The organism is Streptomyces sp. H27-H5 (genome assembly GCF_026627505.1).
Lineage (GTDB): Bacteria > Actinomycetota > Actinomycetes > Streptomycetales > Streptomycetaceae > Streptomyces.
This window is the reverse complement of the sequence record NZ_JAPNLK010000053.1, coordinates 41,038-67,201: the sequence shown is the minus strand read 5'-3', so window position 1 is coordinate 67,201 and position 26,164 is coordinate 41,038. Positions and strand designations below refer to the sequence as shown.

Sequence of the window (26,164 nt, the reverse complement as noted above, 5' to 3'; positions counted from 1 at the left end):
CCGCCACACTCTCGATGACCAAGGCGGAAAGTCCCGAAAACACCACACCCACAAGGGCGTTGACTTCAAGCACGCCTCAGCATGACAGGAGGCAACGCACCGCTACCACCGATTACGGGACAGAGCCAGGTTCAGAGGGTCCCAGCCGTCACGCAAGGTGACGACGAGCGGGGGCGTGGTTCCGGACAACGGGGCCGGCCCCGTGCCACCCAGTCTTGACAGCCTCGACTCTGAGCATGGAACCACCTGAATCCGTCGGCAGCGTGAGCTAGAGAAGGAACGTGATGTCAGATCCCATCAAGAAAATCACGCTGCGAGACGGCACCGTGCGGTGGCGGACGGTTGTCGACGCTGGCAACGACGAGAACGGCAAGCGGGTCCAGCTCACCATCACCAAGGACACCCAGAAGGAGGTGAAGGAGGAGCGCGCGCGGATCACGCACCAGCGCAAGGCCGGCGACCTGATCGTCCCGAGCAAGCTGACCGTGGGCGAGTGGCTGGATCAGTGGTTGGAGTACAAGCGCCGCGACGTCGAGGAGACGTCCATCACCACCTACCAGCTCAACCTGCTGCACCCGCGGGAGCGCCTGGGGCACATCCGCTTGCAGGAGCTGACCGAGGACCAGGTGCAGGAGTTCGTCGACGAGCTGGTTGCCAGCGGCCGGCGTAGCGGCGGGAAGCCCGGCACGCGCCTGGCGGTCTCGACGTCCGTGGTGGTGCTCAATCGCCTACGGCAGGCGCTGGCCAGGGCTGTCATCCGCAAGCACATCGCGACGAACCCCGCCCAGTACGTGCGCGTCTCCCTGGCCGACAAGAAGACCGACAAGCGGGACCGGACACGGGCGGCGCCCTGGTCGGTCATCGAGGTGCAGCGGTTCGTGAAGGGCATCGAGCGGGACCGCCTGTACGCGCCGCTGTTGCTGTCCCTGATGGGGCTTCGGCCAGCCGAGGTCTGCGGGCAGCGGTGGACGGACATCGACTTGAAGTCGGGCGCCGTCGAGATCGCCAACACGCGGACGATGATCGGGAACGTCCGTGTCCTCGAGAAGGACACGAAGACGTCGTCCGGGGAACGCGCGCTGCCGCTCCCCCAGGGGCCGCTGGAGGCCCTGAAGCGCTTCAAGGCGCAACAGGCCCGGGAGAAGCTGGCCGCGGGCGAGGGGTACACCGACACGGGTTACGTGGCAGTCGACGAGCTGGGGCTGCCGCTGAACACCCGGCAGCTGCGCGAGTACGCGTACCGGCTCATGGACAGCACCGGCCTCCGGCACGTCCGCCTGTACGACGCCCGGCACTCCTGCCTGACGTACCTGGCCGTGAACGGCGTCCCGGACGTGGTCCTGGCCGCGTGGGCCGGCCACACGAACGCGTCGTTCACCAAGCGCCGGTACGTCCACCCCGGCATCGAGGATCTGCGGTCGGCCGCGACCGCGTGGGACGGCTTCCATGGAGGCGCCCACAATCCCTCTGTGTGAGAGATTGTGAGAATCGATCTACGATCCGCCCATCCATCCTGCCTCTGAGCTGCACAGACGTCAGATCACGCAGAAACCCGACGAGTTTCTACGCGTCGTCAGGATCTCCGGCGCCGGGCTCCTGGCCTGCGCAGATGGCCAGGACGTCGACTCCGTACCGCTCAAGCTTGCGGCCACCGACGCCGGAGATCATCGAGAGCTCTCCCGCCTCGGACGGCGCGGCCTCCGCGATCGCCATCAGCGTCTTGTCCGTGAAGACGCAGTAGCCGGGCAGGCCCTGCTGCTTCGACTGGATCGCGCGCCACTCGCGCAGTCGCTCGTACAGTCCCTCGTCCATGTCCGACGGGCAGTCCTCACAGCGCATCAGTTTGAGTTCGCCGGCCTCGGTCAGGGTCTTGCCGCAGACCCGGCACAGCACCGGACCGCGGGGGCCGCGCTTGCGGGGGGCGCGCTCGGCCGCGGCGCCGTTCCTGCTTCCCGGGACGGCGGAGCCCGGCCGCAGGCCGTTCAGGAAGCGGCTGGGGCGTCGGGAGGCCCTGCCGCCCGGAGCCCGGGAGAGCGCCCAGGAGAGGGTCAGGTGCAGCCGCGCCCGGGTGACGCCGACATAGAGCAGCCGGCGCTCCTCCTCGACCTGTTCGTCGGTCTTGGCATAGGTGATCGGCATCATGCCGTCGGTGAGCCCCACGAGGAACACCGCGTCCCACTCCAGGCCCTTGGCGGCGTGCAGCGAGGCGAGGGTGACGCCCTGGACGGTGGGGGCGTGCTGGGCGGCCTTGCGTTCGTCCAGTTCCACCGTGAGTTCGGCCAGGCCGGCGGCCGGGCGGGAGCGGGCGAAGTCCTCGGCGAGCCGGACGAGCGCGGCCACGGATTCCCACTGGTCGCGCACGGCCCCGGATCCGGCGGGCGGCTCGGCCGTCCAGCCGGTGGAGCTGAGTACGGCCCGCACCTGGGACCCGAGCTCGACGACGTCGTCCAGGAGGGGATCGTTGCCGCCGGAGCGGGCGGCCCCGCGCAGGGCGAGGATCGCCTTCTGGACCTCGGCGCGCTCGAAGAACCGCTCGGCTCCGCGCAGCTGGTAGGGCACTCCGGCGTCGGCGAGGGCCTGTTCGTAGACCTCGGACTGGGCGTTGATCCGGTAGAGCACGGCGATCTCGCCCGCCGGGACGCCCGCCGCGATGAGGTCCCGGACCCGCCCGGCGACGCCCTCGGCCTCGGCGGGCTCGTCCGGGTACTCGGCGTGGACCGGGTCGGGGCCGGCCTCGCGCTGGGAGATCAGCTCCAGGCGGTGTTCGGCGGCGCGGCCCTGGGCCTGGTTCAGCAGGCCGTTGGCGAGGTGCACCACCTGGGGGGTGGAGCGGTAGTCGCGGACCAGCTTGACGAGGGTGGCCTGCGGGTACTTGGTGCGGAAGTTCAGCAGGTGGTCGGGGGTGGCGCCGGTGAAGGAGTAGATCGTCTGGCTGGCGTCGCCGACCACGCAGAGGTTGTCGCGCTCGCCGAGCCAGAGGTCGAGCAGGCGCTGCTGGAGCGGGCTGACGTCCTGGTACTCGTCGACCACGAAGTGCTGGTACTGGGTGCGGATCTGCTCCGCGATGTCGTAGCGGTCCTGGAGGATCCCGACGGTGAGGAGCAGCACGTCCTCGAAGTCGATCATGTTCCGGTCGCGCTTGAGCTGCTCGTACGTCCCGTAGATCTGGGCGATCTCGGCCGTGTCGCGGGGGGCCTCGCGGCCCGCCTTGAGGACGGCCGCCGGGTAGTCGGCGGGGACGGTCTGGGTGACCTTGGCCCATTCGATCTCGGCCGTGACGTCGCGCAGCTCGCCCCGGTCGAGGCGGACGCGACAGCGGGAGCCGGCCTCGGCCACGAATTGGATCTTGCGTTCCAGCAGTCGGGGGACGTCCCCGCCGACGGCCTTCGGCCAGAAGTACTGGAGCTGGCGCAGGGCGGCGGAGTGGAAGGTCCGGGCCTGGACCCCGCCCGCTCCGAGGGTCCGCAGCCGGCCCCGCATCTCGCCGGCGGCGCGGTTGGTGAAGGTGACGGCGAGCACGCTGGCGGGCATCAGTTGGCCGGACCGGACCCCGTAGGCGATGCGGTGGGTGATCGCGCGGGTCTTGCCCGTGCCCGCTCCGGCCAGCACGCACACCGGTCCGCGCAGCGTCGTCGCGACCTCGCGCTGCTCCGGGTCGAGACCCTGGAGCACCGCGTCGGCCGAGTCGGCTTCGGCCGGGAAGGATGAGGAGTGCGTTGCTGCTGTCACCCCGCCATGCTGCCAGGTCTCCAGGGGCGGACGGGAAACTTGTCCACAGGCAGCCCGCTCCGGTCGTACTTGTGCCGGAAGGGTTCCGCCTTGTGCCGGGAGGGCTCCGCGGGAATGGCGGGACGGTGTCGGGCGTTCGAGTACTCGGACCACCGCGACCCCACGAAGGAGACCGCAGCATGCAGGACACGGGCACCGTCACGATGTACAGCACGACCTGGTGCGGCTACTGCACCCGGCTGAAGAAGCAGCTGGACCGCGAAGGCATCGCGTACGACGAGATCAACATCGAGCACGACCCCGCGTCCGCAGCGTTCGTGGAGAAGGCGAACGGCGGCAACCAGACGGTTCCCACCGTCCTCGTGAAGTCGGCCGCCGGCAACGAGTCCGTCATGACGAACCCGAGCCTCGCCCAGGTCAAGCAGGCTCTCGCCGTCTGACCGTCGCGGCACCGCCCGACACACGGAGCGCCGGAACACGGACGTCCGGTGCCGGACGGGTCGACGTGGCGAACGTCACGCGCGTACGAGAGAGGCCCCCGCCGAGGCGGGGGCCTTCTGTCGTGACGGACGTCACGGGCGCGGGGCCCGCGCGACCCGTCTCAGGCGGCGGGGCGCGGCAGCGGCTCCCCGTACCAGAGTTCGACCAGGCGGGCCGCGATGGAGACGCCGGCGGGCGGGAGCACCTCGCCGGCCTCGATCGCCGCGCGGAGGTCCTCGCGGGAGAACCAGCGGGCCTCCTGGATCTCCTCCCCGTCCACCGTGATCTCCGAGGTGACGGCGCGGGCGGTGAAGCCGAGCATCAGGCTGTACGGGAACGGCCAGGGCTGGCTGGCGACGTAGTCGACCTCGCCGACCTTGACGCCGGCCTCCTCCCAGACCTCGCGGATCACCGACTGCTCGATGGACTCGCCCGGCTCCACGAACCCGGCGAGCGTCGAGAAGCGGCCCTCGGGCCAGTGCACCTGCCGGCCCAGCAGCGCGCGGTCGTGCTCGTCGGTGACGAGCATGATCACGGCCGGGTCGGTGCGCGGGTAGTGCTCGGCGCCGCAGCCCGGGCAGCGGCGGATGTGTCCGGCTGCGGCGACCACCGTGCGCTCGCCGCAGCGGGAACAGAAGCGGTGCATGCGCTGCCAGTTCTCCAGCGCCACCGCGTGCACCATCAGCCCGGCGTCGCGCGGGTTCAGCAGCAGGCCCGCCTCGCGGAGGCCGGCCGGCCGGGCCGACTGGTCCATGCGGCCCGGCAGGGAGTCCTTCTGCAGCGCGAAGTACCGTACGCCGTCCTCGTCCGAGCCCAGGAAGTAGCGGTGGGTCTCGGTGACCGGGGCCTCGAAGGCCGGGGTCATCACGATGCCGGTGGCGCCGTCGGGGGTGTCGTCGATCAGGACCTGGCCACCGGAGACGACGAAGACGCGGGTCGTCGGGTGACTCCAGGCGGCGGCGAGCCAGGCCTCGTCGAGGCGGTGGTGCGCGGCGCGGTCGATCCCGCTGGGCGCGGCGAGCGTGATGGGGCGCTCGGGCTCGGTGTGGGTGCTCATCAGGTACTTCCAACTCCCCCGGTGGTGGGACAGGCAGGCTGGGTGGGACGGCGGTGGGTGCGTCAGGCGGGCTTCCAGTGGGCGGCCAGGTCGCCCCACAGGTACGCGGCGGTCTCGACGCCCTTGAGGAGCAGGTCGAGTTCGACCTTCTCGTTCGGCGAGTGCCAGCCGTCGGAGGGGACCGAGATGCCGAGGAACAGGACGGGTGCGTCGAGCACGTCCTGGAGGTCGGCGGCCGGCCCGGAGCCGCCCTCGCGGGTGAAGCGGATCTTCTGGCCGAAGGCGCGGCCCATGGCGCGTACGACGGATTGCAGCGCCGGGTGGTCGAGCGGGGTGAGGCAGGGCCGGGTGGGGGCGCCGAAGACGATGGAGTGCCGGATCCCGGCCGGGACGCGCTCGGCGACCCAGGTCGTGACGGCTTCCTCGACCTCGTACGGGTCCTGCCCGGAGACCAGTCGGAACGACAGCTTCAGGTGTGCGGAGGACGGCACGATCGTCTTGCCGCCGGGGCCCTGGTAGCCGCCGCCGATGCCGTTGACCTCGGCGGTCGGGCGGGCCCAGACGCGCTCCAGGGTGGTGTGGCCCTTCTCCCCCGAGGCGGCGTGCGACTTGGCCGTGCGCAGCCACTCGGCCTCGTCGAAGGGCAGTTCGGCGATCAGTGCGCGCTCGGCGTCGGTGAGTTCGACGATGTTGTCGTAGAAGCCCGGGATGGTGACCCGTTCGTCGGCGTCGTGCAGGGCGGCGACGAGGCGGGCGGCGACGGTCGCGGGGTTGGGCACCGCGCCGCCGAAGGCCCCGGAGTGGATGTCCTGGTCGGGGCCGTGGAGGTCGATCTCGCAGTCCGCGACGCCGCGCATGCCGGTGCACACGGTGGGGGTGGTCTCGGACCACATGCCGGTGTCGGAGACGATCACGACGTCGGCGGCGAGGCGTTCGGCCTCGCGCTCGACGAGGGCGCGGAAGTTCGGGGAGCCGGACTCCTCCTCGCCCTCGACGAGGAGCTTGAGGTGCACGGCGGGGGCGTCGGCGCCGGTGGCCGCGAGGTGGGCCCGGACGCCGAGGGTGTGGAAGAGGACCTGGCCCTTGTCGTCGGCGGCGCCGCGCCCGTACATCCGGCCGTCCTTGATCACCGGCTCGAACGGGTCGGTGTGCCAGCCGTCGGCGAGGGCGGCGGGCTGCACGTCGTGGTGCCCGTAGACGAGGACGGTGGGGGCGGCCGGGTCGGCGGCGGGCCACTCGGCGTACACGGCGGGGGCGCCGGCGGTCTCCAGGATCTCGGCGACCGGGAAGCCGGTGGCCTTGAGCTGCGCGGCGAGCCATTCGGCGCTGCGTCGTACGTCACCCGCGTGCTCGGGCTGCGCCGAGACGGAAGGGATGCGCAGCCAGTCGGCGAGGTCGTCGAGGAAGGCCGCGCGGTGGGTGTCGATGTACGTGCGGACGACGCTGTCCGCCTGGGGGTCGCTCATGCCACGAGCCTAGCCGTCCGTGTGATGGTCACTTTCCGTGTCCGTTTTGCCTTGGAGGATCCGCTCAATGCCGGCGCGGTCGGGAAGGGCGCGGGGGCGGATCACGCGGCCGCTGCGGACGTGCAGGAAGGCGGCGTCGACCCGTTCGAGCGGGGTGCCGGTGGCCTCCGCCCAGGCCAGTCGGTAGACGGCGAGCTGGAGGGGGTCGGCCTCGGTGGTGCGGCCCGTCTTCCAGTCGACGATCTCGTAGTCGTACGGGCCCTCGTGGTGGCGGTACACGGCGTCGATCCGGCCGCGGACGACCCGGCCGGCGAGCGTGAGCTGGACCGGGGCCTCCATGCGGTGGGGGGTCCGGTCGGCGTAGGCGCTGCGCTCGAAGGCGGCCTTGAGGGAGTCGAGGTCCGCCTCGTCGGCGATGTCCTGGTCGGAACCGGGCAGTTCCCCGGCCGGGTCGAGGACGTCGAGGAGCGGGAGGGGCAGTTCCTCGAAGCGGGACTCGACCCAGGCGTGGAAGCGGGTGCCCTGCCGGGCGGCGGGCTGCGGGGGCTTGGGCATGGGGCGGGCGAGGTCGCGGACGAAGCCCTGCTCGTCGGAGGCGAGGCGCAGCAGGTCCGAGGCGGACAGGGCGGAGGGCAGCACGACGTCGCGCACGGCGGGGCGGGAGCGGCGCAGTTCGCCTTCGAGGGCGTCGAGGTCGCGGTCCCAGGAGGCGATGGCGCGGGCCTCCTCGGGGGTGAGGGGGTCTGCGCCGCGCCGCGCGGGTGTACCGGGGCGGCTGGCGCCGGCGGTGGGTTGGGCCGGGACCGGGGCGCCGGGCGCCGCCCAAGGGTCCTCGTACGGATCCTCGTCCGGGGCCGGGGCCGGGGCGGCTGCGGGGGTGGGGGCGGGCAGGGCTTCGCCCGGGGCCCAGAGGTCCTCGTCGGGCGGGGGCGCGGGGGTCGGGGTCCGCCCGGTGTCCTGGGCGGGGACGCGGGCCCGGGGTCCGGCCGCGCCGGGGGTCGCGTCCGCCGCCCGGGAGGACCGGGGGTCCGTGTCCGGCGCGTCCGGCCGGCCTTCCGCGGCCGGGCCGACCCCGGACCACGGGTCGGGGTCCGAGTGGGGGTCCGTGTCCGGCCAGGGTTCCGCGTCGTACGCCGGGTCCTCGCAGTCGGGTGGCCACAGGTAGGGCTCCCCGGACGCCCCGGGCTCTTCCGGCTCTTCGTGCGGCGCCGGGGTCGCGGGCGTCGCGAGGTGGGCCTCCACCAGCGCGGCCGCGCGACGGCGCAGGTGCAGCGAGGTCGGGTCCAGGGGCAGGGGCCAGGAGTGGTCCGGGGCGCCGGCCTCGGACAGGACCGGGTTCTCGGCGCCGGGCTCGGGCTCCGGCGCCCAGGCCTCGATCTCGCCGTGCCCGGCCTCGCAGTGGGTCCGGAGCGCGGAGAGGAACGCCGAAGGGCCGCGCGGCTTCTTCTGGCTCGGGCCCCACCAGTGGCCGGAGGCCAGCAGGAGGGAGCGCGGGCGGGTGAAGGTCACGTATCCGAGGCGGAGTTCCTCGACGGCCTTGTGTTCCTTCAGGGCGGCCTTGAAGGACTTGAGCCCCGCCGAGGTCCATGCCGGGTCCCCCGGCAGGGTGGAGGCGTCGCCGCGCAGCGCGTACGGCAGGACCTTGGCGTACGAGGTCCAGGCCTCCGGCGGCTTCTCTTTCGGGAAGGCGCCCGCGCACAGGTCGGGGACCACCACCACGTCCCACTCCAGGCCCTTGGACTTGTGGGCGGTGAGCACCTTGACGGTGTTCTCCCCGCCGGGGAGCGCGTGGTCGAGGCCCTTCTCGTACTGGGCGGCGGTCCGCAGGAAGGCCAGGAACGCGAGCAGCGAGGCCTCCCCGTCGAGGGCGGCGAACCCGGCGGCCACGTCCATGAAGTTCGACAGGGTCTCGCGCCGGCGCGCGGCGAGGGCGTGCGGGGAGGCGGACAGTTCCACGTCGAGGCCGGTCGTGGCCAGTACCCGGTGCAGGACGTCCATCAGCGGGTCGGCGAGCGAGCGCCGCAGGTCGCGCAGCTCGCGGGCGAGGTGCGCGAAGCGGACGCGGGCGTCCGCCGAGAAGGGCAGGTCGTCGGCGGCGGAGGCCCCGGACCCGTCGAGGAAGGTCTCCAGCGCGTCGGCGAGCGAGACGACCTCCGCCGGGTCGACGCCCTCGACGGCCGCCGCGAGGCGTCCGTCCGGATCGTCCGTGCCTGCGGGGGTCCGTCCGATCAGTTGCCGTGCCCGGCGCCCGAGCAGCGCCAGGTCGCGGGCGCCGATGCGCCAGCGCGGGCCGATCAGCAGCCGGACGAGGGCGGCGTTGGCCCCCGGGTCCTGGAGCACCTCGCAGACCGAGACCAGGTCGGCGACCTCCGGCAGGTGCAGCAGGCCGGACAGGCCGACCACCTCGACGGGGACGTCGCGGGCCACCAGGACCGCCTGGATCCGGGCGAAGTCACCGGCCGAGCGGCACAGCACGGCGATCTCGCCGGGCTCGGTCCCCGTCCGCACCAGGTGGGCGACGGAGTCCCCGAGCCACTCCAGCTCCTCGGCGTGGGTGGGCAGCAGGGCGCACCGCACGGATCCGTCCCGTTCGGCGCCGGGCGCCGGACGCAGCGCCTCGACGCCCTCGTGCATGGCGCGCAGCGGCGCGGCCAGTTCGTTGGCCAGGTCGAGCAGGCGGCCGCCGCTGCGGCGGTTCTCGCTGAGCGAGAAGCGGGTGGCGGGGCGGCGGTCGGCGTGCGGGAAGTGCTCGGGGAAGTCGTCGAGGTTGGCCACGGAGGCGCCGCGCCAGCCGTAGATCGCCTGGCAGGGGTCGCCGACGGCGGTGACGGCGTGGCCGGTGCCGCCGCCGAACAGCCCGGACAGCAGCAGCCTCTGCGCGACGGAGGTGTCCTGGTACTCGTCGAGCAAGACGACCTTGAACTCCTCGCGCAGCAGGGCCCCCACCTCGGGTCGGGTGGTGGCGAGCTGTGCGGAGAGCGCGATCTGGTCGCTGAAGTCGATCAGGTCGCGGGCGCGTTTGGCGACGCGGTAGCGGGCGACTAGCTCCAGCAGTTCCAGCCGGCCGCGGCCCGCCTCGGGGACCTTGCGCAGGTCGTCGTTGGTGAGCCGGGTGTCCGCGAGCACGTCGAGCAGCCCGGTGTCGTACGCGCGGAGCTCCTCGGGGGTGACGAGGTGTTCGGAGAGCTCCGCGTCGAGCGCGAGCAGGTCACTGACCAGGTCGGGGATGGACTTGGTGAGCGACGGGTACGGGCCGGGCGCCTCGCGCAGCACGCGCGCGGCGAGCTGGAAGCGGGTGGCGTCGGCGAGCAGTCGGGCGCTGGGCTCCAGCCCGATGCGCAGACCGTGGTCCTTGAGGAGTTGGCCGGCGAAGGCGTGGTACGTGGAGATGCGGGGCTCGCCCCCGGCCGCGTCGGGGTCGGCCGGGGAGGGGTCCGGGTCGCTGATGCCGGCCCGCGCGAGGGCCTTGCGCACGCGCTCGGCGAGCTCGCCGGCGGCCTTGTTGGTGAAGGTCAGGCCGAGGACCTCCTGGGGTGCGACGGCGCCGGTGCCGACCAGCCAGACGACGCGGGCCGCCATGACGGTCGTCTTGCCGGAGCCGGCGCCCGCGACGATGACCTGGGGCGCGGGCGGGGCGGTGACGCAGGCCATCTGTTCGGGCGTGAAGGGGATCCCGAGGAGCTCCTTGAGCTGCTCGGGATCGCTGATCACCGCCGGGACGGTCGGGCGCGCGGACACGTGAAAAGGCTAGCCGCCGGCACCGACACTCCCCACCGCCGTCTCGACGAGCGGGCGGGGTCCGGCTCATTCCACGGTCTGGCGGCCCTCGGGGAGGGCGCTGCACGAGCTGCGGAAGGAGCAGCGTTTGCAGTGCTCGCCGGCGGCGGGCGTGAACCGCTCGTCCAGTACCCGGCCGGCGGCGTTGGCCAGCAGGTCGCCCACCCACTCGCCTTCGAGGGGCTGCTGCGCCTGGACCTTGGGGACCTCGTCGCCGCCGTCCTTCCTGGGCGCGCCCTGGCGCAGCTGGACGAGTTCGGCGCCGCCGGGGTCGGGGCGCACGCCGTCGAAGGCCTCGTCGACGGCGCCCTCGCGCACGGCGAGCTGGTAGACGGCGAGCTGGGGGTGGCGCGCGACCTCGTCCTTGGTGGGAGCGGCCTTGCCGGTCTTGAAGTCCACGACGTAGGCGCGTCCCTGCGGGTCGGCCTCGACCCGGTCCATGGAGCCGCGGATCCGTACGGCGAACTCCCCCGCCTCCAGCGTGACGTCGAAGTCGTGCTCGGTGGCGACGGCCTCCCGGCCGCCCCGGTCGGTGGTGTGCCAGCGCAGGAAGCGTTCCAGGGCGGCGCGGGCGTTCTCCTTCTCCTGGCGGGACTTCCAGGGGGCGTCGAAGGCGAGTGCGTCCCAGACGGAGTCGAGGCGCTCCATGAGCACGGCGAGGTCGGCGGGCGTGCGGCCCGAGGCGACCTCGTCGGCGAGGACGTGGACGACGTTCCCGAAGCCCTGGGCGGCGGTGGAGGGGGCGTCGGCCTTGACCTCGCGGCCCAGGAACCACTGGAGGGAGCAGGTGTTGGCGAGCTGGTCCAGGGCCGATCCGGACAGGGCCACGGGGCGGTCCCGGTCGCGCAGCGGGACGCTGCTGCGGGTCGGTTCGTACAGTCCCCACCAGCGTTGCGGGTGCGCGGCGGGGACCAGGGGGCGGTCCTCGTCGTCGGTGAGCACGGCGAGGCGGGCGAGCCGGCGGGCCGCGGCGTCGCGCAGCGCCTCGGAGGCCTCGGGGTCGACGGTGGTGGCGCGCAGTTCCGCGACGAGCGCCGGGACGGCCAGGGGGCGTCGGGGGCGTCCGGTGACGTCCTTCGGGGGGACGCCGAGTTCGGTGAGGAGGCGGGAGGGCTGGTCGCCGTCCTCGGCGGGGGCCTTGACGGCGGTGACGACGAGGCGTTCGCGGGCGCGGGTCGCGGCCACGTAGAACAGCCGTCGTTCCTCGGCGAGGAGGGCGCCGGGGGTGAGCGGTTCGGCGAGGCCGTCGCGGCCGATCCGGTCGGCTTCCAGGAGGGAGCCGCGCCGGCGCAGGTCGGGCCAGAGCCCCTCCTGGACGCCGGCGACGACGACGAGACCCCATTCGAGGCCCTTCGACCGGTGGGCGGTCATCAGTCGGACGGCGTCGCGGCGGGTCGCGCGGGTGGTGAGGGTGTCGGCGGCGATGTCCTCGGCTTCGAGCTGTTCGAGGAAGTTGAGGGCGCCGCGGCCACCGGTGCGGTCCTCGGCGCGGGCGGCGGTGTCGAAGAGCGCGCAGACGGCGTCGAGGTCCCGGTCGGCGTTGCGGCCGCCGGCGCCGCCGCGACGGGCGCCGCGCTCCAGGCGCTGCGGCCAGGGGGTGCCGTCCCACAGGGTCCACAGGGCCTCTTCGGCGGTGCCGCCGCCCTGGAGCAGTTCGCGCGTCTTGCGCAGGAGCAGGCCGAGGCGCTGCGCGCCGCGGGCGTGGGCGGGGTCGTGGGCGACGAGCCGCTCGGGTTCGGCGAGGGCGCGGGCCAGCAGGACGTCGGAGGGCGCGGGCACCTTGACGCCCGCGGCCCGTTCCTCGTCGCGCAGGGCGCGGCCGAGGCGGCGCAGGTCTGCGGCGTCCATCCCGCCGAGCGGGGAGCCGAGCAGGGCGATGGCGGCCTCGACCCCGACCCATCCGTGGTCGGCGGTGTCGGCCTCGTCCCGGGCCCGGTCCCCGGGGGGCGCGGAGGTGGGGTCGCCCGGCGCGGGGTGGTCCGGCGCGGGGTGGTCCGTGTCGGCGTCGGCGCCAGCGTCCGCTTCGGCTCGGGCTTCGGCGTCGGCGCCGGCGTCGGCCTCGGACGGTTCCTCGGGGCGCTCGGCGTCGGGGCCCGCACCGTCCGGGTCGGCGGGGTCCGCGTCCGCCGGCGGGCGGGCGGCGGCCGTGGCGGTGATGCGCAGGGCCGTGAGCAGGGGGGCGACGGCGGGTTCGTGGCGCAGGGGGGTGTCCGTGCCGTCCGTCTCGGCGGGCACGCCGGCCGAGACGAGGGCGCGGCGCATCGCGGGGAGGGTACGGCCGCCCGCGCGGACCAGCACCGCCATGTCCTGCCACGGCACGCCGTCCTCCAGGTGGGCCCGGCGCAGGATGTCCGCGATGTTGTCCAGTTCCGCCCCGGCGGTGGGGTACGTGTACACCTCCACCCGGCCGCCCTCCCGCGTGGCGCGCAGGTCGCGGTGGGCGCGTACCGCCGCCGAGGGCAGCCGCGGGACGGGCATCCGGGTGGTGAGGAGGCGGGTCGCGGCGAGCAGCGCCGAGGAGGAGCGCCGGCCGACCGTGAGGGCCCGGACCCGTGCGCCGGGGAAGGAGGTCTCGAAGTCCAGGATGTTGTTGATGTCGGCGCCGCGGAACGCGTAGATCGACTGGTCCGGGTCGCCGAAGGCGATCAGTGTGCCGCCGGGTCCGGACAGGGCGCGCAGCAGTCGCAGCTGGGAGGCGTCCGTGTCCTGGTACTCGTCGACGAGGATCACGTCGTGGGACGAGGCCAGGGACGGGGTGCGTTCGGCCAGCAGGACGGCGCGGTGGAGCAGTTCCGCGTAGTCGAGGGTGCCCTGCATGTCGAGGACGTCCAGGTACTCGGAGAGGAACGCGGCGGCCGCCTTCCAGTCCGGGCGGCCGATGCGGTCGGCGAAGTCGGACAGGGCCCCGGGGCCCAGGCCCAGTTCGCGGGCGCGGGCCAGGACGGCGCGGACCTCGTCGGCGAACCCGCGCGTGGTCAGGGCGGCGCGCAGGTCGTCGGGCCAGCGGATGGAGCGGATCCGGCGCTGGCCCTCCAGCAGGGTGCGGACCATGACGTCCTGCTCCGGCCCGGACAGCAGCCGCAGCGGGTCGGCGAACAGGTCGGTGTCCTGGTGGGCGCGGACCAGGCCGTAGCAGTAGGAGTGGAAGGTGGTGGCCTGCGGAGCCCGCGCGCCGCCCAGGCGCAGGGCGGCCCGGTCGCGGAGTTCGACGGCGGCCTTGCGGCTGAAGGTGAGGATCAGGATGCGGGAGGGGTCCGTGCCGGCCTCGACCCGGGCGGCGGCCGCCTCGATCAGGGTGGTGGTCTTCCCGGTGCCGGGTCCGGCCAGGACCAGCAGTGGTCCGGTGGTGTGGTCAACCACCGCCCGTTGCGCTGCGTCCAAGACAGGGGGAGCCACCCGTTCCGGCCCGGTGCGCACCAGGCGGTACGCGTCAGGAGTCCGCGTACGCCGCTCCGAGCGGTCGGAAGGAGAGGTGATCACGTGGTGTGCCGGTCCTGGTGGGTCTTCCGTCACTGCGGTTGCTGCGACGACTGCGGTTGCCTCGGTGGCCTCGCCGACCGCGTTCCCGACCGTCGTGCCGGGCGTCGCTTCGGTGGCGACTGCGGCGAGGGCGGCGGCGACGGCCGAAGGGGCCACGCTACGCCACCCGCGCCGGCTCCCGCAGTCTCCCCGGGCGGCTCCCGGCGTCGCCTCGGGGGGTCCTCGTGTCGTCCCCCGTACGAGCCTTCGACCGCCCGCCCCGGCTCCGCATGCCCGAAGCTGTCAGATGTGACCCTCGTCGCCTTCGCCCGGCCCCTGCCGCCCGTCCCAGCGTGCCCGGCGCATCGCCAGCCGGGGCTCGCCGCCGGCCGTGTCGCGCAGGGGAGTGCCCTCGGCGCGGTAGTGCTCCAGGGCTCGGTGCTCGCTCCCGGGCAGGGGTCGGCCGTCGGCCCTGACCACGCGCCACCAGGGCACGGCTCCCCCGTACAGGGCCATGACACGCCCGACTTGGCGTGGTCCGCCCGTGCCGATCCACTCCGCGACGTCGCCGTACGTCATCACCCGGCCGGGCGGAATCCGCTCGGCCGCCTCCAGCACCCGCTCCGCGTACTCGGGAAGCTCTTCGCTCATTCGGAACATGGTGCCGCACGTCACCGACACCACGACGGAAGGTTTCCTTCCGCACCGGCGCGCACCCTGCTGCCCCGCACGGCAGCCGGTCCGTGCCACCATCTTGCGGGCGGTGACTGGTGATACGTGATCAAGAAGAGACGGATGTGACGGCGAAGGAGCAGGGTGTGAGCCCTCCGGACGGCGCGACGGCGGATGACGGCGCGCGCCCAGACGCGCACCCGGACGCGCCCCGCGAAATGCCCGACGACAGGTCCGACGTGCCGAACGAGAAGTCCGGCGGCAAGGCCGACGACCGGCCCGCCGACGGTCCCGGGGATCCCTCCCGCGACCCTGCGGACGACCACTCGGACGAGGGTCCCCGCGACGAGCGGGACGCGCGCCGTCGTGGCGCCCGTCACGGCCTCGACCCCGACCACGGGCGGGTGGACGACTTCGACCACCCGGAGCGGCCGCACGGTCACGCCCCCACCGCCGCCGACCATGTCGAGGTGGACGAACCGCTGCTCGCGGCCCGCGTGCACCGCCCGTCCGACCTGGTGCGCCTGCTGGTCGGCATCCTCGGCATCGCCGTGGTCCTCGCCATCGCCGCCTTCGCCCACGGCACCACCGCGGGCCTCGAAGAGGACATCAGCAACGGCACCGGCCAGGCACCCGACCTGTTGATCAAGGTCGCGGGTCTGGTGTCGAGCATCGCGGTGCTCCTGGTGCCCGTCGCCTTCGCGATCGAGCGGCTCATCAAACGCGACGGCCTGCGCATCGCCGACGGCGTCCTCGCGGCCGTCCTCGCGCACGGCGTCACGCTCGCCACCGACCTGTGGGTCTCCCAGGCCGCCTCCGCCACCATCCAGGACTCCCTGACCCTGCCGACGGGTACCGCCGGCGCCCTGACCGACCCGGTGCACGGCTACCTCGCGCCGGTCATCGCCTACATGACGGCCGTCGGCATGACGCGCCGGCCGCGCTGGCGGGTCGCCCTGTGGGTGGTGCTGCTGCTCGACGCCTTCGCCATGCTGGTCAGCGGGTACACCACTCCCCTCTCGATCATCCTGACCGTCCTCATCGGCTGGACCGTCGCCTACGGGACCCTGTACGCCGTCGGTTCCCCGAACGTCCGCCCCACCGGGCAGAACCTCCTCGCCGGTCTGCGCCGGGTCGGCTTCCAGCCGGTGAGCGCGATGCGCGCCGAGGCGCCGGACGGTCCGGAGGCCTCCGAGGTGAGCGACCGGGGCCGTCGGTACCACGTGACGCTGGAGAAGGGGCCGCCCCTCGACGTCACGGTCGTCGACCGCGAGCAGCAGGCGCAGGGCTTCTTCTATCGGGTCTGGCGCCGGCTCACGCTGCGCGGCATCACCACCCGGCGCAGCCTCCAGTCGCTGCGTCAGGCACTGGAGCAGGAGGCCCTCCTCGCGTACGCCGCCATCGCGGCCGGGGCGAACGCGCCCAAGTTGATCGCGACCTCCGAGCTGGGTCCGGACGCCGTGATGCTCGTGTACGAGCACCTGGGCGGCCGCACGCTCGACTCCCTGGACGACGGGGAGATCACCGACGAGCTGACGCGCAACGCGTGGGAGCAGGTCAGGGCCCTCCAGTCGCGGCGCATCGCGCACCGGCGGCTCACCGGTGACGCCCTCGTGGTGGATCGTTCCGGCAAGGTCATCCTCACGGACCTGCGCGGCGGCGAGATCGCGGCCGGTGACCTGGTGCTGCGCATGGACGTCGCCCAGCTGCTGACCACCCTCGGCCTGCGGGTCGGCGCGGAGCGGTCGGTGGCCTCGGCGGTGTCCGTGCTCGGTCCCGACGTGGTCGCGGACTGTCTGCCGCTGCTCCAGCCGATCGCGCTGAGCCGCTCCACCCGGGCGACGCTGCGCAAGCTCGCCCGCGAGCGGGCCGACCGGGAACGGGAGGCCGTACTGGAGTCCTCGCGGGCCGCGAAGGCGGCGCGCGAGGCGAACGCCTCGGCTCCCGCCGAGGCCACGGCCGCCGACCGCAAGGCCGAGAAGCGGGCCCTGGACGACGCGCTCGACGAGGCCCGCGAGGAGGATCTGCTGAGCCAGATCCGCCGACAGGTGCTGCTGCTGCGCCCCCAGGCCCCGGTGGAGCCGGCCCGCCTGGAGCGCATCAGGCCGCGCACCCTCGTGTCGTTCATCGCGGGTGCCTTCGGCGCGTACTTCCTGCTGACGCAGCTGGCCCACGTGGACTTCGGGACGATCATCGCGGAGGCCCAGTGGGGCTGGGTGGGGGCGGCGCTGGCCTTCTCCGCCCTGAGTTACCTCGCGGCGGCGATGAGCCTGTTGGGCTTCGTGCCGGAGCGGGTCTCCTTCCTGCGGACGGTGCTGGCGCAGGTCGCCGGGTCCTTCGTGAAGCTCGTCGCCCCGGCGGCGGTGGGCGGTGTCGCCCTGAACACGCGGTTCCTCCAGCGGTCGGGCATCCGGCCGGGACTCGCGGTGGCGAGCGTGGGCGCGTCCCAACTGTTCGGGCTCGCGAGCCACGTCCTGCTGCTGCTGTCCTTCGGCTATCTGACCGGGACCGAGAAGACCACGGAGATGACCCCGTCCCGGACGGTCATCGCGGGTCTGCTGACGGTGGCGGTGCTGGTGCTGGTGGTGACGGCGGTCCCGTTCATGCGGAAGTTCGTGGCGACCCGGCTGCGGGCGCTGTTCGCGGGCGTGGTGCCGCGCATGCTGGACGTGCTCCAGCGGCCGAAGAAGCTGGTGACGGGCATCGGCGGCATGCTGCTGCTGACGGGCTGCTTCGTGATGTGTCTGGACGCCTCGATCCGGGCGTTCGGCGGCGGCCAGGCCATCAGCTACGCCAGCATCGCGGTCGTGTTCCTCGCGGGCAACGCGCTCGGTTCGGCGGCGCCGACCCCGGGCGGCATCGGGGCGGTGGAGACCACCCTGACGCTGGGTCTGATCGCGGCGGGGCTGGATCGCGAGATCGCCTTCTCGTCGGTGCTGCTGTTCCGGCTGATGACGTTCTGGCTGCCGGTGCTGCCGGGGTGGATCTCGTTCAACTTCCTGACCCGCAAGGAAGCGATCTAGCCGCGCGGGGTCCCCGGGGGCCGGTAGGGCTCAGAAGACGAGCAGCAGCGTGAGCAGCAGGGCCGCGGAGCCGGCGATCTCGACGGCGCCGACCACCGGGACCTTCACGCCGCGCCCCGGCAGCGCGACGGCGCGGGCCAGGTAGCCCGCGAAGGGCAGGGCCAACCAGGGTGACAACAAGGTCGCCGCGACGAGGGCCACCGCGTGGTGGGCGGCCGACGCGCGGCGGTACCCGGCGGAGCGGCGCTCCCGGATCATCGTCTTGACGTAGGGGACCGTGCCCCAGAAGTAGAGCAGGCAGGCAGCCGCGGGCGCCCACGGCAGCCCGGCCCCGCCGGGACCACCGCCGCCAGGCCGTTGGGGAGCGCCCGCTCCCGGTTCACGCGGGCGTACAGGGTGTTCACCGCGACGAAAGGGCCGCAGGCCGCGGCCGCGAGCAGCAGCCAGGGGTGCCGGACCGCGAGCGGGATCCCGAGGACCAGGAACACCGCGGCGAAGACCAGCCCCGGGCGGACGTGGCGTCGGGCCGCCGCCGGTCGGCGCGAGGCGCGCCGCAGCCGGAGCCACTGCTGGCCGTGGCAGAGCGCGACGTACCCGGCCGACGTCACGGACGACGGCGTGCTGACGATGGAGGCGGACGCCGTGGTGCTCGCGCTCCCCGCCTTCGCGGCGGCGGAACTGCTGCGCCCGCACTCGCCCTTGGCCGAGGCGGAACTCGCGGCCGTCCCGTACGCCTCGACGGCCGTCATCACCATGGCGTTCTCCCGCGCCCGGGCGAACCTGTTGCCCGAGGGCAACGGTTTCCTGGTCCCGCCGACGGACGGCCACACCCTGAAGGCCGTCTCGTTCCTCTCCAACAAGTGGTCCTGGCTGCGCGAGGCCTCCCCCGAGGCGAGGGCGTGGGCGTCGCGGCCTGCGTGGCCACGGGTCGCGCGGCGGCGAAGCGGCTCCTGAGCGGCGCCTGACCTGCGTCCGAGCGGCCCGGACGCACCGCCGGCCGGCACCCCCGGCGGCCGGGAACGGCGGCGCTCGGGCGCCCCACCCGGATGGCTCATCGCACGCGCGGACCGGCCCGTTCACCCACAGGATGGGTGCATGCCGAGAAACGCCCTGCGGGTCACCGCTGCCGCCGCCCTCGCCGCCGCGCTGGTCAGCACCAGCGCCTGTTCCGACGACGGGAGCAAGGACAAGAAGACCGGGGGCGGCAGTGCCTCGGGCGCCACGTCCCTGAAGTGGGGTGACTGCGATCCCCCCACCGCCGCCGAGGGCGGCGGGCAGGCTCCGGGCAAGGACTGGCAGTGCGCCACGCTCGACGTGCCCCTCGACTACGCCAAGCCTGAAGGAGAAACGATTCCTCTGGCGCTGATCCGGGCCAAGGCCCGCGATCAGGACAAGCGGATCGGTTCCCTCGTCTTCAACTTCGGCGGTCCCGGCGGATCGGGCATCACCACCCTCCCCGGCGCCGCCAAGGAGTACGACGGCCTGCGGCAGCGGTACGACCTGGTCAGCTTCGACCCCCGCGGGGTGGGCCGCAGCGCGCCCGTCCGATGCGAGAACGACAAGCAGCTGGACGCGTACTACGCCTCCGACTCCAGCCCGACCACGCCGGAGCAGCAGAAGGTCTTCCTCGACAACATCAAGAAGTACCAGCAGGCCTGCTCGACCAAGTCCGGCAAGCTGCTCCCCCACGTCGGCACCGAGAACGCCGCCCGCGACCTCGACCGCGTCCGCCAGGCCCTCGGCGACGAGAAGCTGAACTACTTCGGCATCTCCTACGGCACCGAACTCGGCGGGGTCTACGCCCACCTCTTCCCGAAGAACGTAGGCCGGGCCGTCTTCGACGCCGTGGTCGACCCGACCAAGACCTCCGAGGAAGGCTCCCTGGGCCAGGCGAAGGGCTTCCAACTCGCCCTCGACAACTGGGCCCAGGACTGCGTGGATCGCGGCGACGCCTGCCGGCTCCAGGGCAACAGCGTCAAGGAGATCGAGGACAACATCGTCAAACTGCAGAAGCAGTTGGCGGCCAAACCCATCCCCGGCATCGGCGACCGCGAACTCACCGAGTCCGCCGCGACCAACGGCATCGCCCAGTCCCTGTACTCGACGGAACTGTGGCCGCTGCTCGAACAGGGCCTGGACGAGGCCGAGGGCGGCCAGGGGCAACTGCTGATGGCGCTGTCCGACGCGCTCAACGGCCGGGACCAGCAGGGCCGGTACAGCAACATCGGCGCCGCGAACACGGCGATCAACTGCGCCGACTCCAAGGAGCGTTACTCGCTCGCGCAGACCAAGGCCAAGCTCGGGGAGTTCCGCGCGGCCTCGCCCGTCTTCGGGGACTTCCTCGGCTGGGCCCTGATGAGCTGCACCGGCTGGCCGGTGGCCGGCGCCTGGGACACCCCGGACGTCTCCGCTCCGGGGGCCGCCCCGATCGTGGTGATCGGCAACACCGGTGACCCGGCCACCCCGTACGAGGGCGCGCGCAAGATGGTCGAGCGGCTCGGCCCGGGCGTCGGCGTGGAGCTGACGTACAAGGGGCAGGGCCACGGCGCGTACAACAGCGGCGACCCGTGCGTGCAGAAGGCGGTGGACACCTACCTGCTGGACGGGAAGGTGCCGGCCAGTGGCACCGTCTGCACCCGGAGCGAGTCGGCCACGCCGACTCAGCAACAGTCGGTGGCGCCCGAGGGCACCTGAGTCCGGTACGGCCGGTCAGCTGTCAACCTCACAGGGCCCCCACCGCGCTCGCGGTGGGGGCCCTGTGAGGTGGTTCGTTCGGCAGGGACCTAGTAGACCGGCTTGTCGGGCTCGATCTGGTGCACCCAGCCGATGACGCCGCCGCCGACGTGGACCGCGTCGGAGAAGCCCGCCGACTTCAGGACCGCGAGGACTTCCGCACTGCGGACACCCGTCTTGCAGTGCAAGACGATGCGCTTGTCCTGCGGCAGGTCCTGGAGGGCGGTGCCCATCAGGAACTCGCCCTTGGGGATCAGCTTCGCGCCGGGGATCGACACGATCTCGTACTCGTTGATCTCGCGGACGTCGATGATCTCGATGGGCTCGTCGTTGTCGATCCACTCCTTGAGCTGCTTGGGAGTGATCGTCGAACCCGCGGCGGCCTCCTGGGCCTCCTCCGACACGACGCCGCAGAAGGCCTCGTAGTCGATGAGTTCCTTGACGGTCGCGTTGGGACCGCAGACCGCGCAGTCGGGGTCCTTGCGGACCTTGACCTGGCGGTACTGCATCTCCAGGGCGTCGTAGATCATCAGACGGCCGACCAGCGACTCGCCGACACCCGTGAGGACCTTGATGGCCTCGGTGACCTGGATGGACCCGATCGACGCGCACAGCACGCCCAGCACGCCGCCCTCGGCGCAGCTCGGGACCATGCCCGGCGGCGGCGGCTCCGGGTACAGGCAGCGGTAGCACGGCCCGTGCTCGGACCAGAAGACCGAGGCCTGACCGTCGAAGCGGTAGATCGAACCCCACACGTACGGCTTGTTCAGCAGCACGCAGGCGTCGTTGACCAGGTAGCGCGTGGCGAAGTTGTCCGTGCCGTCGACGATGAGGTCGTACTGGCTGAAGATCTCCATCACGTTCTCGGCTTCGAGCCGCTCTTCGTGAAGGACCACGTTGACGTACGGGTTGATGCCCAGCACGCTGTCGCGGGCCGACTCGGCCTTGGACCGGCCGATGTCCGCCTGGCTGTGGATGATCTGGCGCTGGAGGTTCGACTCGTCGACCTCGTCGAACTCCACGATGCCCAGGGTGCCCACGCCGGCCGCGGCCAGGTACATGAGGGCGGGAGAGCCGAGGCCGCCGGCGCCCACCGCGAGCACCTTGGCGTTCTTCAGGCGCTTCTGCCCGTCCATCCCGACGTCCGGGATGATCAGGTGGCGGGAGTACCGACGGACCTCGTCAACGGTGAGCTCGGCAGCCGGCTCAACCAGGGGTGGCAGCGACACGGGGACTCCAGGGTCATCCCCGCAGCCGCGGGGAGCATCAAAGGTTTGTTCTGTTCCGTAACACTGCCACGCCCGACTTCATTCCGAGACACTCGTCCCGATCCGCGAGACGATTTCGTCCCAGTACCCGGGCATCGAGGCCCAGGGGTCCCGCGCCGGAGTGCTGCGCCGGTCCGTGAACCAGACCGTGCCGGCGCCCTGCCACCGGGCGATGCGCACGGCCTCGTCCAGGTGGGTGCGCGGAACCCCGTGCACCAGGTGGCAGAAGAGTTCCGGCGGGTACTCGGCCGTCCACTCCGCCACCTGCGACCAGCGGTAGTCGGCCCAGGTCCCGGCGAAGGTGACCAGCTGATCTGCGGCTTCGGCGAAGCCGGCGTACGGGTGCGTGCCGTGTCCGAGCACGACGCGCAGTCCGTCGCCGAGCCCGCGCAGGGTGTCCACGACCCGGCGGACGCCCTCCAGGTCCGCCTTGTCGCAGGGGGTGTCGGCGAGGTAGAAACCGCCCACCCCGTACCAGTCCCGGAAGCGGTGGGCGTCGGAGATCAGCTCCCCGAACGCGCGCGTTCCGTCTCGCATCGCGAGATGGCCGACGACGGTGCCGCCCGCGTCGCGGAGCTTCGCGGTGGCTTCCGTGCAGTGCGGGTCGGGGCGCCCGCCCGGGCCGTCCGAGACGTTGAGGACGGCCCAGTGCAGGGGGGTGCCGGGCCGGGTCAGCTCGGCCCATTCCACCGGGGCGAGCAGCGGGTGCGCGTACCCGGGGATCCCGAGGCCCATCCGGCCCGCGCCGGTGGCCGCGGACGTCGCCTCCGACGTGGTCAGATGCGGCACGCCGCCTCCATCCAGATGTCGGCCAGGGACTCCTCCAGGTTGATCCGGGGACGCCAGCCGAGCCGGTCGCGGGCGGTGCGCACGTCGGCCTGCTGCCAGGCGCCGCAGCCGTCCGGGTACGGGGCCTGGGGGGCCGACGCGGCCAGTTGCTCGGCCGTCGCCTCGGAGCGCGGCGAACCGATGGCCGCGAGGCCCGGCGGCCGGCCCGGGTGGGCGTGCGGCTGTTGCGGCAGGTCGAGTTCGTGGAGGGCGCCGCCGTACCCCGCGACCCGGGCGAGCACGCCGGCCGCCTCGCGCAGGCGGACCGCGCGACCGGTGCCGATGTTCACGACGCCCTGCGCGGCGGACAGCGAGGCCGCGTGGACGGCGCGCGCGACGTCGCGGACGTCCACGAAGTCCCGCTGCACCCCGAGTCCGCTGAGCTTGAGCTCGCCGTCGCCGGACTGCATGGCGCGCCGCATGGCCTCGGCGAGCCGGCCGAGCGGGGAGCCGGCCGGGGTGCCGGGTCCGACGGGCGAGAAGATCCGCAGCACGACGGCGTCCAGCCCGGAGCCGAGCACCAGCTCGGTCGCGGCCAGCTTGCTGACGCCGTACGGTCCGCCGGGTCTCGGGACGGCGTCCTCGGCCGTGGACGATCCGGGCTGGCTGGGCCCGTACTCGGCGGCGCAGCCGAGCTGGACGAGCCGGGCCCCGCAGCCGCTGCGGCGCAGCGACTCGCAGATGGTGGCGACGGCGACGGTGTTGTGCCGGGTGAGTTCCCGGGCGCCGCCGCGGGTGGCGCCCGCGCAGTTGATGACGACGCCCGGGTGGACGGCGTCGAGGAAGCGGGTGAGCGCTCCGGGGCTGCCGGTGGCGAGGTCGAAGCGGACGTCCGCGTCGTCTCCGCGGCCGAGCGCGGTGAGCTGGACGGCGGGGTCGGCGAGCAGTCGGTCCGCGACGTAGCGGCCGAGGTATCCGTTGGCTCCGATCAGCAGCACCCTCATCGCGCGGCCCCTTGGTTGTTCGGCTGGCCGGTCATCCTGTTTCTCCTTGGGTGGTGGGGTCGACATGGGGGTACAACGCTTCGGCGTCGGCTCCGAAGGGCTCAGGGACGCGCGTGTGCGGAGGCACGGGTCAGCGCGCGGAAGGCGTGGACGAGGAGTCCCGCCGCGGCGGCGCACTGCACCGCCGGGATCGGGACGAGGGCGAGGGCGAGGGCCCCCGCCACGGGCACGCGGTGTGCGCCGTGCCCGAGCAGCAGCCGGGTGAGGAAGAGCAGCACCGCGAGCGGCAGGGCCGCCGCGAGGGGTGTGCCGGCGAGCGCGGCCGCCCCCGTGGCGGCCGCGACGAAGGCGGTGACGGCCGCGGCCAGCAGGGGCCGGATCCCGTCGGCGAAGTCCTCCAGGGCCCGGCTCCCGGCGAGCCTGCGTCGGGCCCGTGCGGCGAAGCCGGCCCCGATCAGGTACCCGGGGGCGGCGGCGACCGCGAGGGCGACGCCGAGGGCCGGGCCGTGCCGGTGGACGGCCCAGCCGACGGCGGCTGCCGCGAGCAGGTGGATCAGGCCGGGGAACCGCCCCCCGACGGTCCGCCCGGGCCACACCAGCACGGCGACGGCGGCCACCGCGGAGAGCGGTCCGGCCCAGGGGATCCCGGCGGCGGTCGTGCCGAGCGCCAGGGCCCCGGGGAGCAAGGAGTATCCGAAGCCGCGCAGTACGACCGGGGAGCCGGCGACGGCGTCGGGCGGGGTGGGCGGGGCGTCCCCGCGGGGGGTCCGCGCGTACAGTTCCTCGGCGAGCGAGAAGACGTCCCGGTGGCGGAAGCGGGCGGCGGTGCGGTCGGTGATGCCGTGGGCCTCCAGCCCGGCGGCGATCTCCAGCGGGTCGACGGCGCGTTCGCACAGGGCGCGGTGCCGGTGCAGGAGTGCCTTCACCGGGTCGCCGGCGGGTCTGCGCCGCGGCGCGACCGGGGTGACGTGCTCGACGCTGGTGCCGGTCATACCGCTGCCTCCGTGTTCGGAGCGGGAGCCGACCCCGCGTTCGGCAGGGCGGGCCCGGGGCCGGCCGCGGCCCCTGCGGCCGGCTCGGGTACCGACGCCCAGGTGGGTGTGGTCCAGTGCCCGGGGACGCGCGCCTCGGGCGGTCGGGAGAAGGGGACCTCCCCGTCGGGCCGGGCGGAGCCCCGGGCGAGGAGCCGCAGGTAGCTCTCCCGGAAGGCCTCGACGTTCTGTTCGACGGTGAACAGCTCCAGGGCGCGGGCCCGGGCGGCGGAGCCGAGCCGTTGGGCCCGCTCGGGGTCCCGCAGCAGCGACAGGCAGGCGTCGGCGAGCGCGCGCGGGTTGCGGGGCGGTACGACGAGGCCGGTTCCGCCGATGACCTCGCAAACGGCGCCGACGTCGGTGGAGACGGTGGCCCGGCCGCAGAACATCGCCTCGGCGAGGGTGATGGGGAAGCCCTCGATGACCGAGGACAGCACGACGACCCGGCCGGTGCCGTACGCCTCGGCGGAGGAGGGGGCGTCGGGTCCGCCGATCTCCTCGAAGGTGACGGGGTTCTCGCCGACCGCGTGGGCGTCGGCCGCCTCGTCGGGGAAGAGCTGCGCCGCGAGCGAGCGGCAGTCGGCGAGGTAGTCCGGGGCCACGGCGGTGGCGAAGATCCGCAGCCGGGTCCCCGGCGCGGCCTTGCGCACCTCCGCGAAGGCGTGCAGGAGGGCGATCAGGTCCTTGGCGGGCTCTATCCGGCCGACCCACACCAGCGTGTCCGGGTCCCCGCACCCGGGGTCCTCCCCGACGGTGGCGAATCGGTCCGCCTCCATCCCGGGGTAGACGGTGCGCATCCGTTCCCGGACGGCCCCGCAGCGTTCCTGCCAGCGGCGGGCGTGGGCGTTGCCGGGGGTCAGGAGGTCGGCCCGGGCGTAGATCTCGGCGGCGAGCCGGGTGTGGAAGGCGGCCAGGAGGGCCCGTACGGCGGGGCGTTCCTCCTCGGAGTGGTCGAGGTAGTGCGCCCGGAGCTGGACCCCGTACTCGGTGACCAGGAGCGGCACTCCGAAGAAGCGTTTGGCCAGCAGTCCGGGGATCGCCGCCACGCCGCCCGCCGTCGCGTGGCAGACGTCGACCTGTCCGAGGTCCTCGTACCAGTCGAGGGACAACGGCCGCAGCGCGCGCTCCAGTTCGTCCACGAACTCCAGCAGGTCCCGTACCTGGGCGCTCCGCACGGTGCGGCTCGCGCCCGGCGCCCGGCAGGCGGACTCCACCGCCCGCACCGCGGTCTCGGACCGCAGGGCGGCGTACATCCCGCCCTGTTCCCGGGCCAGTTCGGCCAGTCCGTACAGGCCGGCGGCGAAGGGTTCGGCCTCGCCGGCGCAGATGCCGCGGACCAGGTCCTTGAAGCAGTCGGCGAACCGTCGCCGCTCACGCCGGGAGTGTGTCCGCCCGTCGTCGCCGGGGGCCCACAGCGGGGCGGTCCGCACCCGTGTGACCTGGCGCGGGAGGGGCACCTTGCCGCGCTCCTCCTGCTCGGCGCTGCGACTCAGCGCGTACAGCTCGAACTCGTGCTGCGGCAGCCCGCGCACGAGCCGGTCGCACCACAGCCTGGCCTCTCCCGTCGCATACGGATAACCACCTTCCGTGAGCAGTCCGATCCGCACGAGTGGCACCCCCGTTCTCCCGTCGCGAGCGGCCTCCGTCGGTCCGGGGACCCGCTGCGGAAGAAACTCAAGCGGATATGCGGATGGCGC

Annotated in this window: 18 protein-coding genes; 5 read left to right on the top strand and 13 right to left on the bottom strand. The window is 73.4% G+C overall.

What is annotated here, in order from left to right:
• Positions 1 to 284: 284 nt before the first annotated feature.
• On the top strand, positions 285 to 1,475 hold the full coding sequence (locus OTB19_RS25395) for a site-specific integrase (protein WP_267800720.1): 1,191 nt from the start codon (positions 285 to 287) through the stop codon (positions 1,473 to 1,475).
• An 88-nt stretch (positions 1,476 to 1,563) separates the two neighbouring features.
• On the opposite strand, the gene OTB19_RS25390 is transcribed toward OTB19_RS25395, so the two are convergent.
• Entirely contained in the window at positions 1,564 to 3,729 is a 2,166-nt protein-coding gene (locus OTB19_RS25390) for an ATP-dependent DNA helicase UvrD2 (protein WP_267800719.1), read from the bottom strand.
• A gap of 179 nt (positions 3,730 to 3,908) precedes the next feature.
• Here OTB19_RS25390 and OTB19_RS25385 point away from each other — a divergent pair, with 179 nt between their 5' ends.
• Positions 3,909 to 4,169, top strand: coding sequence for a mycoredoxin (locus OTB19_RS25385; protein WP_267800718.1), 261 nt, complete (start codon positions 3,909 to 3,911; stop codon positions 4,167 to 4,169).
• A gap of 161 nt (positions 4,170 to 4,330) precedes the next feature.
• Here OTB19_RS25385 and nudC read toward each other — a convergent pair whose 3' ends face one another.
• The 5 genes from nudC to OTB19_RS25360 all read right to left on the bottom strand — a co-directional run bounded on the left by nudC (position 4,331) and on the right by OTB19_RS25360 (position 14,619).
• Positions 4,331 to 5,266 (bottom strand): NAD(+) diphosphatase, encoded by a 936-nt coding sequence (nudC, locus tag OTB19_RS25380; protein ID WP_267800717.1) that lies wholly within the window; start codon positions 5,264 to 5,266, stop codon positions 4,331 to 4,333.
• Positions 5,267 to 5,328: 62 nt separating this feature from the next.
• Positions 5,329 to 6,732: a dipeptidase gene (locus tag OTB19_RS25375; RefSeq protein WP_267800716.1), complete on the bottom strand. Its 1,404-nt coding sequence runs from the start codon at positions 6,730 to 6,732 to the stop codon at positions 5,329 to 5,331.
• A gap of 9 nt (positions 6,733 to 6,741) precedes the next feature.
• Positions 6,742 to 10,470 (bottom strand): UvrD-helicase domain-containing protein, encoded by a 3,729-nt coding sequence (locus OTB19_RS25370; RefSeq protein WP_267800714.1) that lies wholly within the window; start codon positions 10,468 to 10,470, stop codon positions 6,742 to 6,744.
• A 66-nt stretch (positions 10,471 to 10,536) separates the two neighbouring features.
• Positions 10,537 to 13,986, bottom strand: a complete 3,450-nt coding sequence (locus OTB19_RS25365) for an ATP-dependent helicase (protein ID WP_420716905.1) — start codon at positions 13,984 to 13,986, stop codon at positions 10,537 to 10,539.
• Between the two features lie 285 nt (positions 13,987 to 14,271).
• Positions 14,272 to 14,619 (bottom strand): MGMT family protein, encoded by a 348-nt coding sequence (locus OTB19_RS25360; protein WP_324289507.1) that lies wholly within the window; start codon positions 14,617 to 14,619, stop codon positions 14,272 to 14,274.
• 119 nt (positions 14,620 to 14,738) lie between these two features.
• Here OTB19_RS25360 and OTB19_RS25355 point away from each other — a divergent pair, with 119 nt between their 5' ends.
• On the top strand, positions 14,739 to 17,663 hold the full coding sequence (locus tag OTB19_RS25355; RefSeq protein ID WP_267800711.1) for a lysylphosphatidylglycerol synthase transmembrane domain-containing protein: 2,925 nt from the start codon (positions 14,739 to 14,741) through the stop codon (positions 17,661 to 17,663).
• Between the two features lie 30 nt (positions 17,664 to 17,693).
• Here the strand turns inward: OTB19_RS25355 and OTB19_RS25350 are convergent, their stop codons facing one another.
• Entirely contained in the window at positions 17,694 to 17,921 is a 228-nt protein-coding gene (locus OTB19_RS25350) for a hypothetical protein (RefSeq protein ID WP_267800710.1), read from the bottom strand.
• Positions 17,918 to 18,271: a YwiC-like family protein gene (locus tag OTB19_RS25345; protein WP_267800708.1), complete on the bottom strand. Its 354-nt coding sequence runs from the start codon at positions 18,269 to 18,271 to the stop codon at positions 17,918 to 17,920. The genes OTB19_RS25350 and OTB19_RS25345 overlap by 4 nt, the downstream gene beginning before the upstream one ends.
• A gap of 10 nt (positions 18,272 to 18,281) precedes the next feature.
• On the opposite strand from OTB19_RS25345, the gene OTB19_RS25340 reads away from it, so the two are divergent.
• Both OTB19_RS25340 and OTB19_RS25335 read left to right on the top strand, forming a co-directional pair.
• Positions 18,282 to 18,617, top strand: a complete 336-nt coding sequence (locus OTB19_RS25340) for a hypothetical protein (protein ID WP_267800707.1) — start codon at positions 18,282 to 18,284, stop codon at positions 18,615 to 18,617.
• A gap of 141 nt (positions 18,618 to 18,758) precedes the next feature.
• A complete protein-coding gene (locus OTB19_RS25335) occupies positions 18,759 to 20,357 on the top strand; it encodes an alpha/beta hydrolase (protein WP_267800706.1) in 1,599 nt (532 codons plus the stop codon).
• Between the two features lie 89 nt (positions 20,358 to 20,446).
• On the opposite strand, the gene moeZ is transcribed toward OTB19_RS25335, so the two are convergent.
• From moeZ to OTB19_RS25310, 5 genes are all read right to left on the bottom strand, one after another.
• On the bottom strand, positions 20,447 to 21,625 hold the full coding sequence (gene moeZ / locus OTB19_RS25330) for an adenylyltransferase/sulfurtransferase MoeZ (protein ID WP_053680427.1): 1,179 nt from the start codon (positions 21,623 to 21,625) through the stop codon (positions 20,447 to 20,449).
• 78 nt (positions 21,626 to 21,703) lie between these two features.
• The gene (locus tag OTB19_RS25325; protein ID WP_267800705.1) at positions 21,704 to 22,453 is read right to left on the bottom strand and encodes a spherulation-specific family 4 protein; all 750 of its coding nucleotides are present in this window, start codon (positions 22,451 to 22,453) and stop codon (positions 21,704 to 21,706) included.
• Positions 22,441 to 23,436 carry an NAD-dependent epimerase/dehydratase family protein gene (locus OTB19_RS25320; protein ID WP_053680430.1) on the bottom strand — a complete coding sequence of 332 codons (996 nt, stop codon included), beginning with the start codon at positions 23,434 to 23,436 and terminating at the stop codon, positions 22,441 to 22,443. The genes OTB19_RS25325 and OTB19_RS25320 overlap by 13 nt, the downstream gene beginning before the upstream one ends.
• Before the next feature lie 101 nt (positions 23,437 to 23,537).
• Positions 23,538 to 24,428 carry a hypothetical protein gene (locus OTB19_RS25315; protein ID WP_267800703.1) on the bottom strand — a complete coding sequence of 297 codons (891 nt, stop codon included), beginning with the start codon at positions 24,426 to 24,428 and terminating at the stop codon, positions 23,538 to 23,540.
• Positions 24,425 to 26,074 (bottom strand): DUF3492 domain-containing protein, encoded by a 1,650-nt coding sequence (locus tag OTB19_RS25310; protein ID WP_267800725.1) that lies wholly within the window; start codon positions 26,072 to 26,074, stop codon positions 24,425 to 24,427. Before OTB19_RS25310 ends, OTB19_RS25315 begins: the two co-directional genes overlap by 4 nt.
• Positions 26,075 to 26,164: the final 90 nt, after the last annotated feature.

Excerpts from the sequence above, each read along its gene's own strand:
- OTB19_RS25320 (WP_053680430.1), bottom strand. The coding sequence starts at position 23,436 with ATGAGGGTGCTGCTGATCGGAGCCAACGGATACCTCGGCCGCTACGTC.
- nudC (WP_267800717.1), bottom strand. The coding sequence starts at position 5,266 with ATGAGCACCCACACCGAGCCCGAGCGCCCCATCACGCTCGCCGCGCCC.
- OTB19_RS25375 (WP_267800716.1), bottom strand. The coding sequence starts at position 6,732 with ATGAGCGACCCCCAGGCGGACAGCGTCGTCCGCACGTACATCGACACC.
- OTB19_RS25395 (WP_267800720.1), top strand. The coding sequence starts at position 285 with ATGTCAGATCCCATCAAGAAAATCACGCTGCGAGACGGCACCGTGCGG.
- OTB19_RS25315 (WP_267800703.1), bottom strand. The coding sequence starts at position 24,428 with ATGACCGGCACCAGCGTCGAGCACGTCACCCCGGTCGCGCCGCGGCGC.
- OTB19_RS25360 (WP_324289507.1), bottom strand. The coding sequence starts at position 14,619 with ATGAGCGAAGAGCTTCCCGAGTACGCGGAGCGGGTGCTGGAGGCGGCC.
- OTB19_RS25335 (WP_267800706.1), top strand. The coding sequence starts at position 18,759 with ATGCCGAGAAACGCCCTGCGGGTCACCGCTGCCGCCGCCCTCGCCGCC.
- OTB19_RS25350 (WP_267800710.1), bottom strand. The coding sequence starts at position 17,921 with ATGATCCGGGAGCGCCGCTCCGCCGGGTACCGCCGCGCGTCGGCCGCC.
- OTB19_RS25385 (WP_267800718.1), top strand. The coding sequence starts at position 3,909 with ATGCAGGACACGGGCACCGTCACGATGTACAGCACGACCTGGTGCGGC.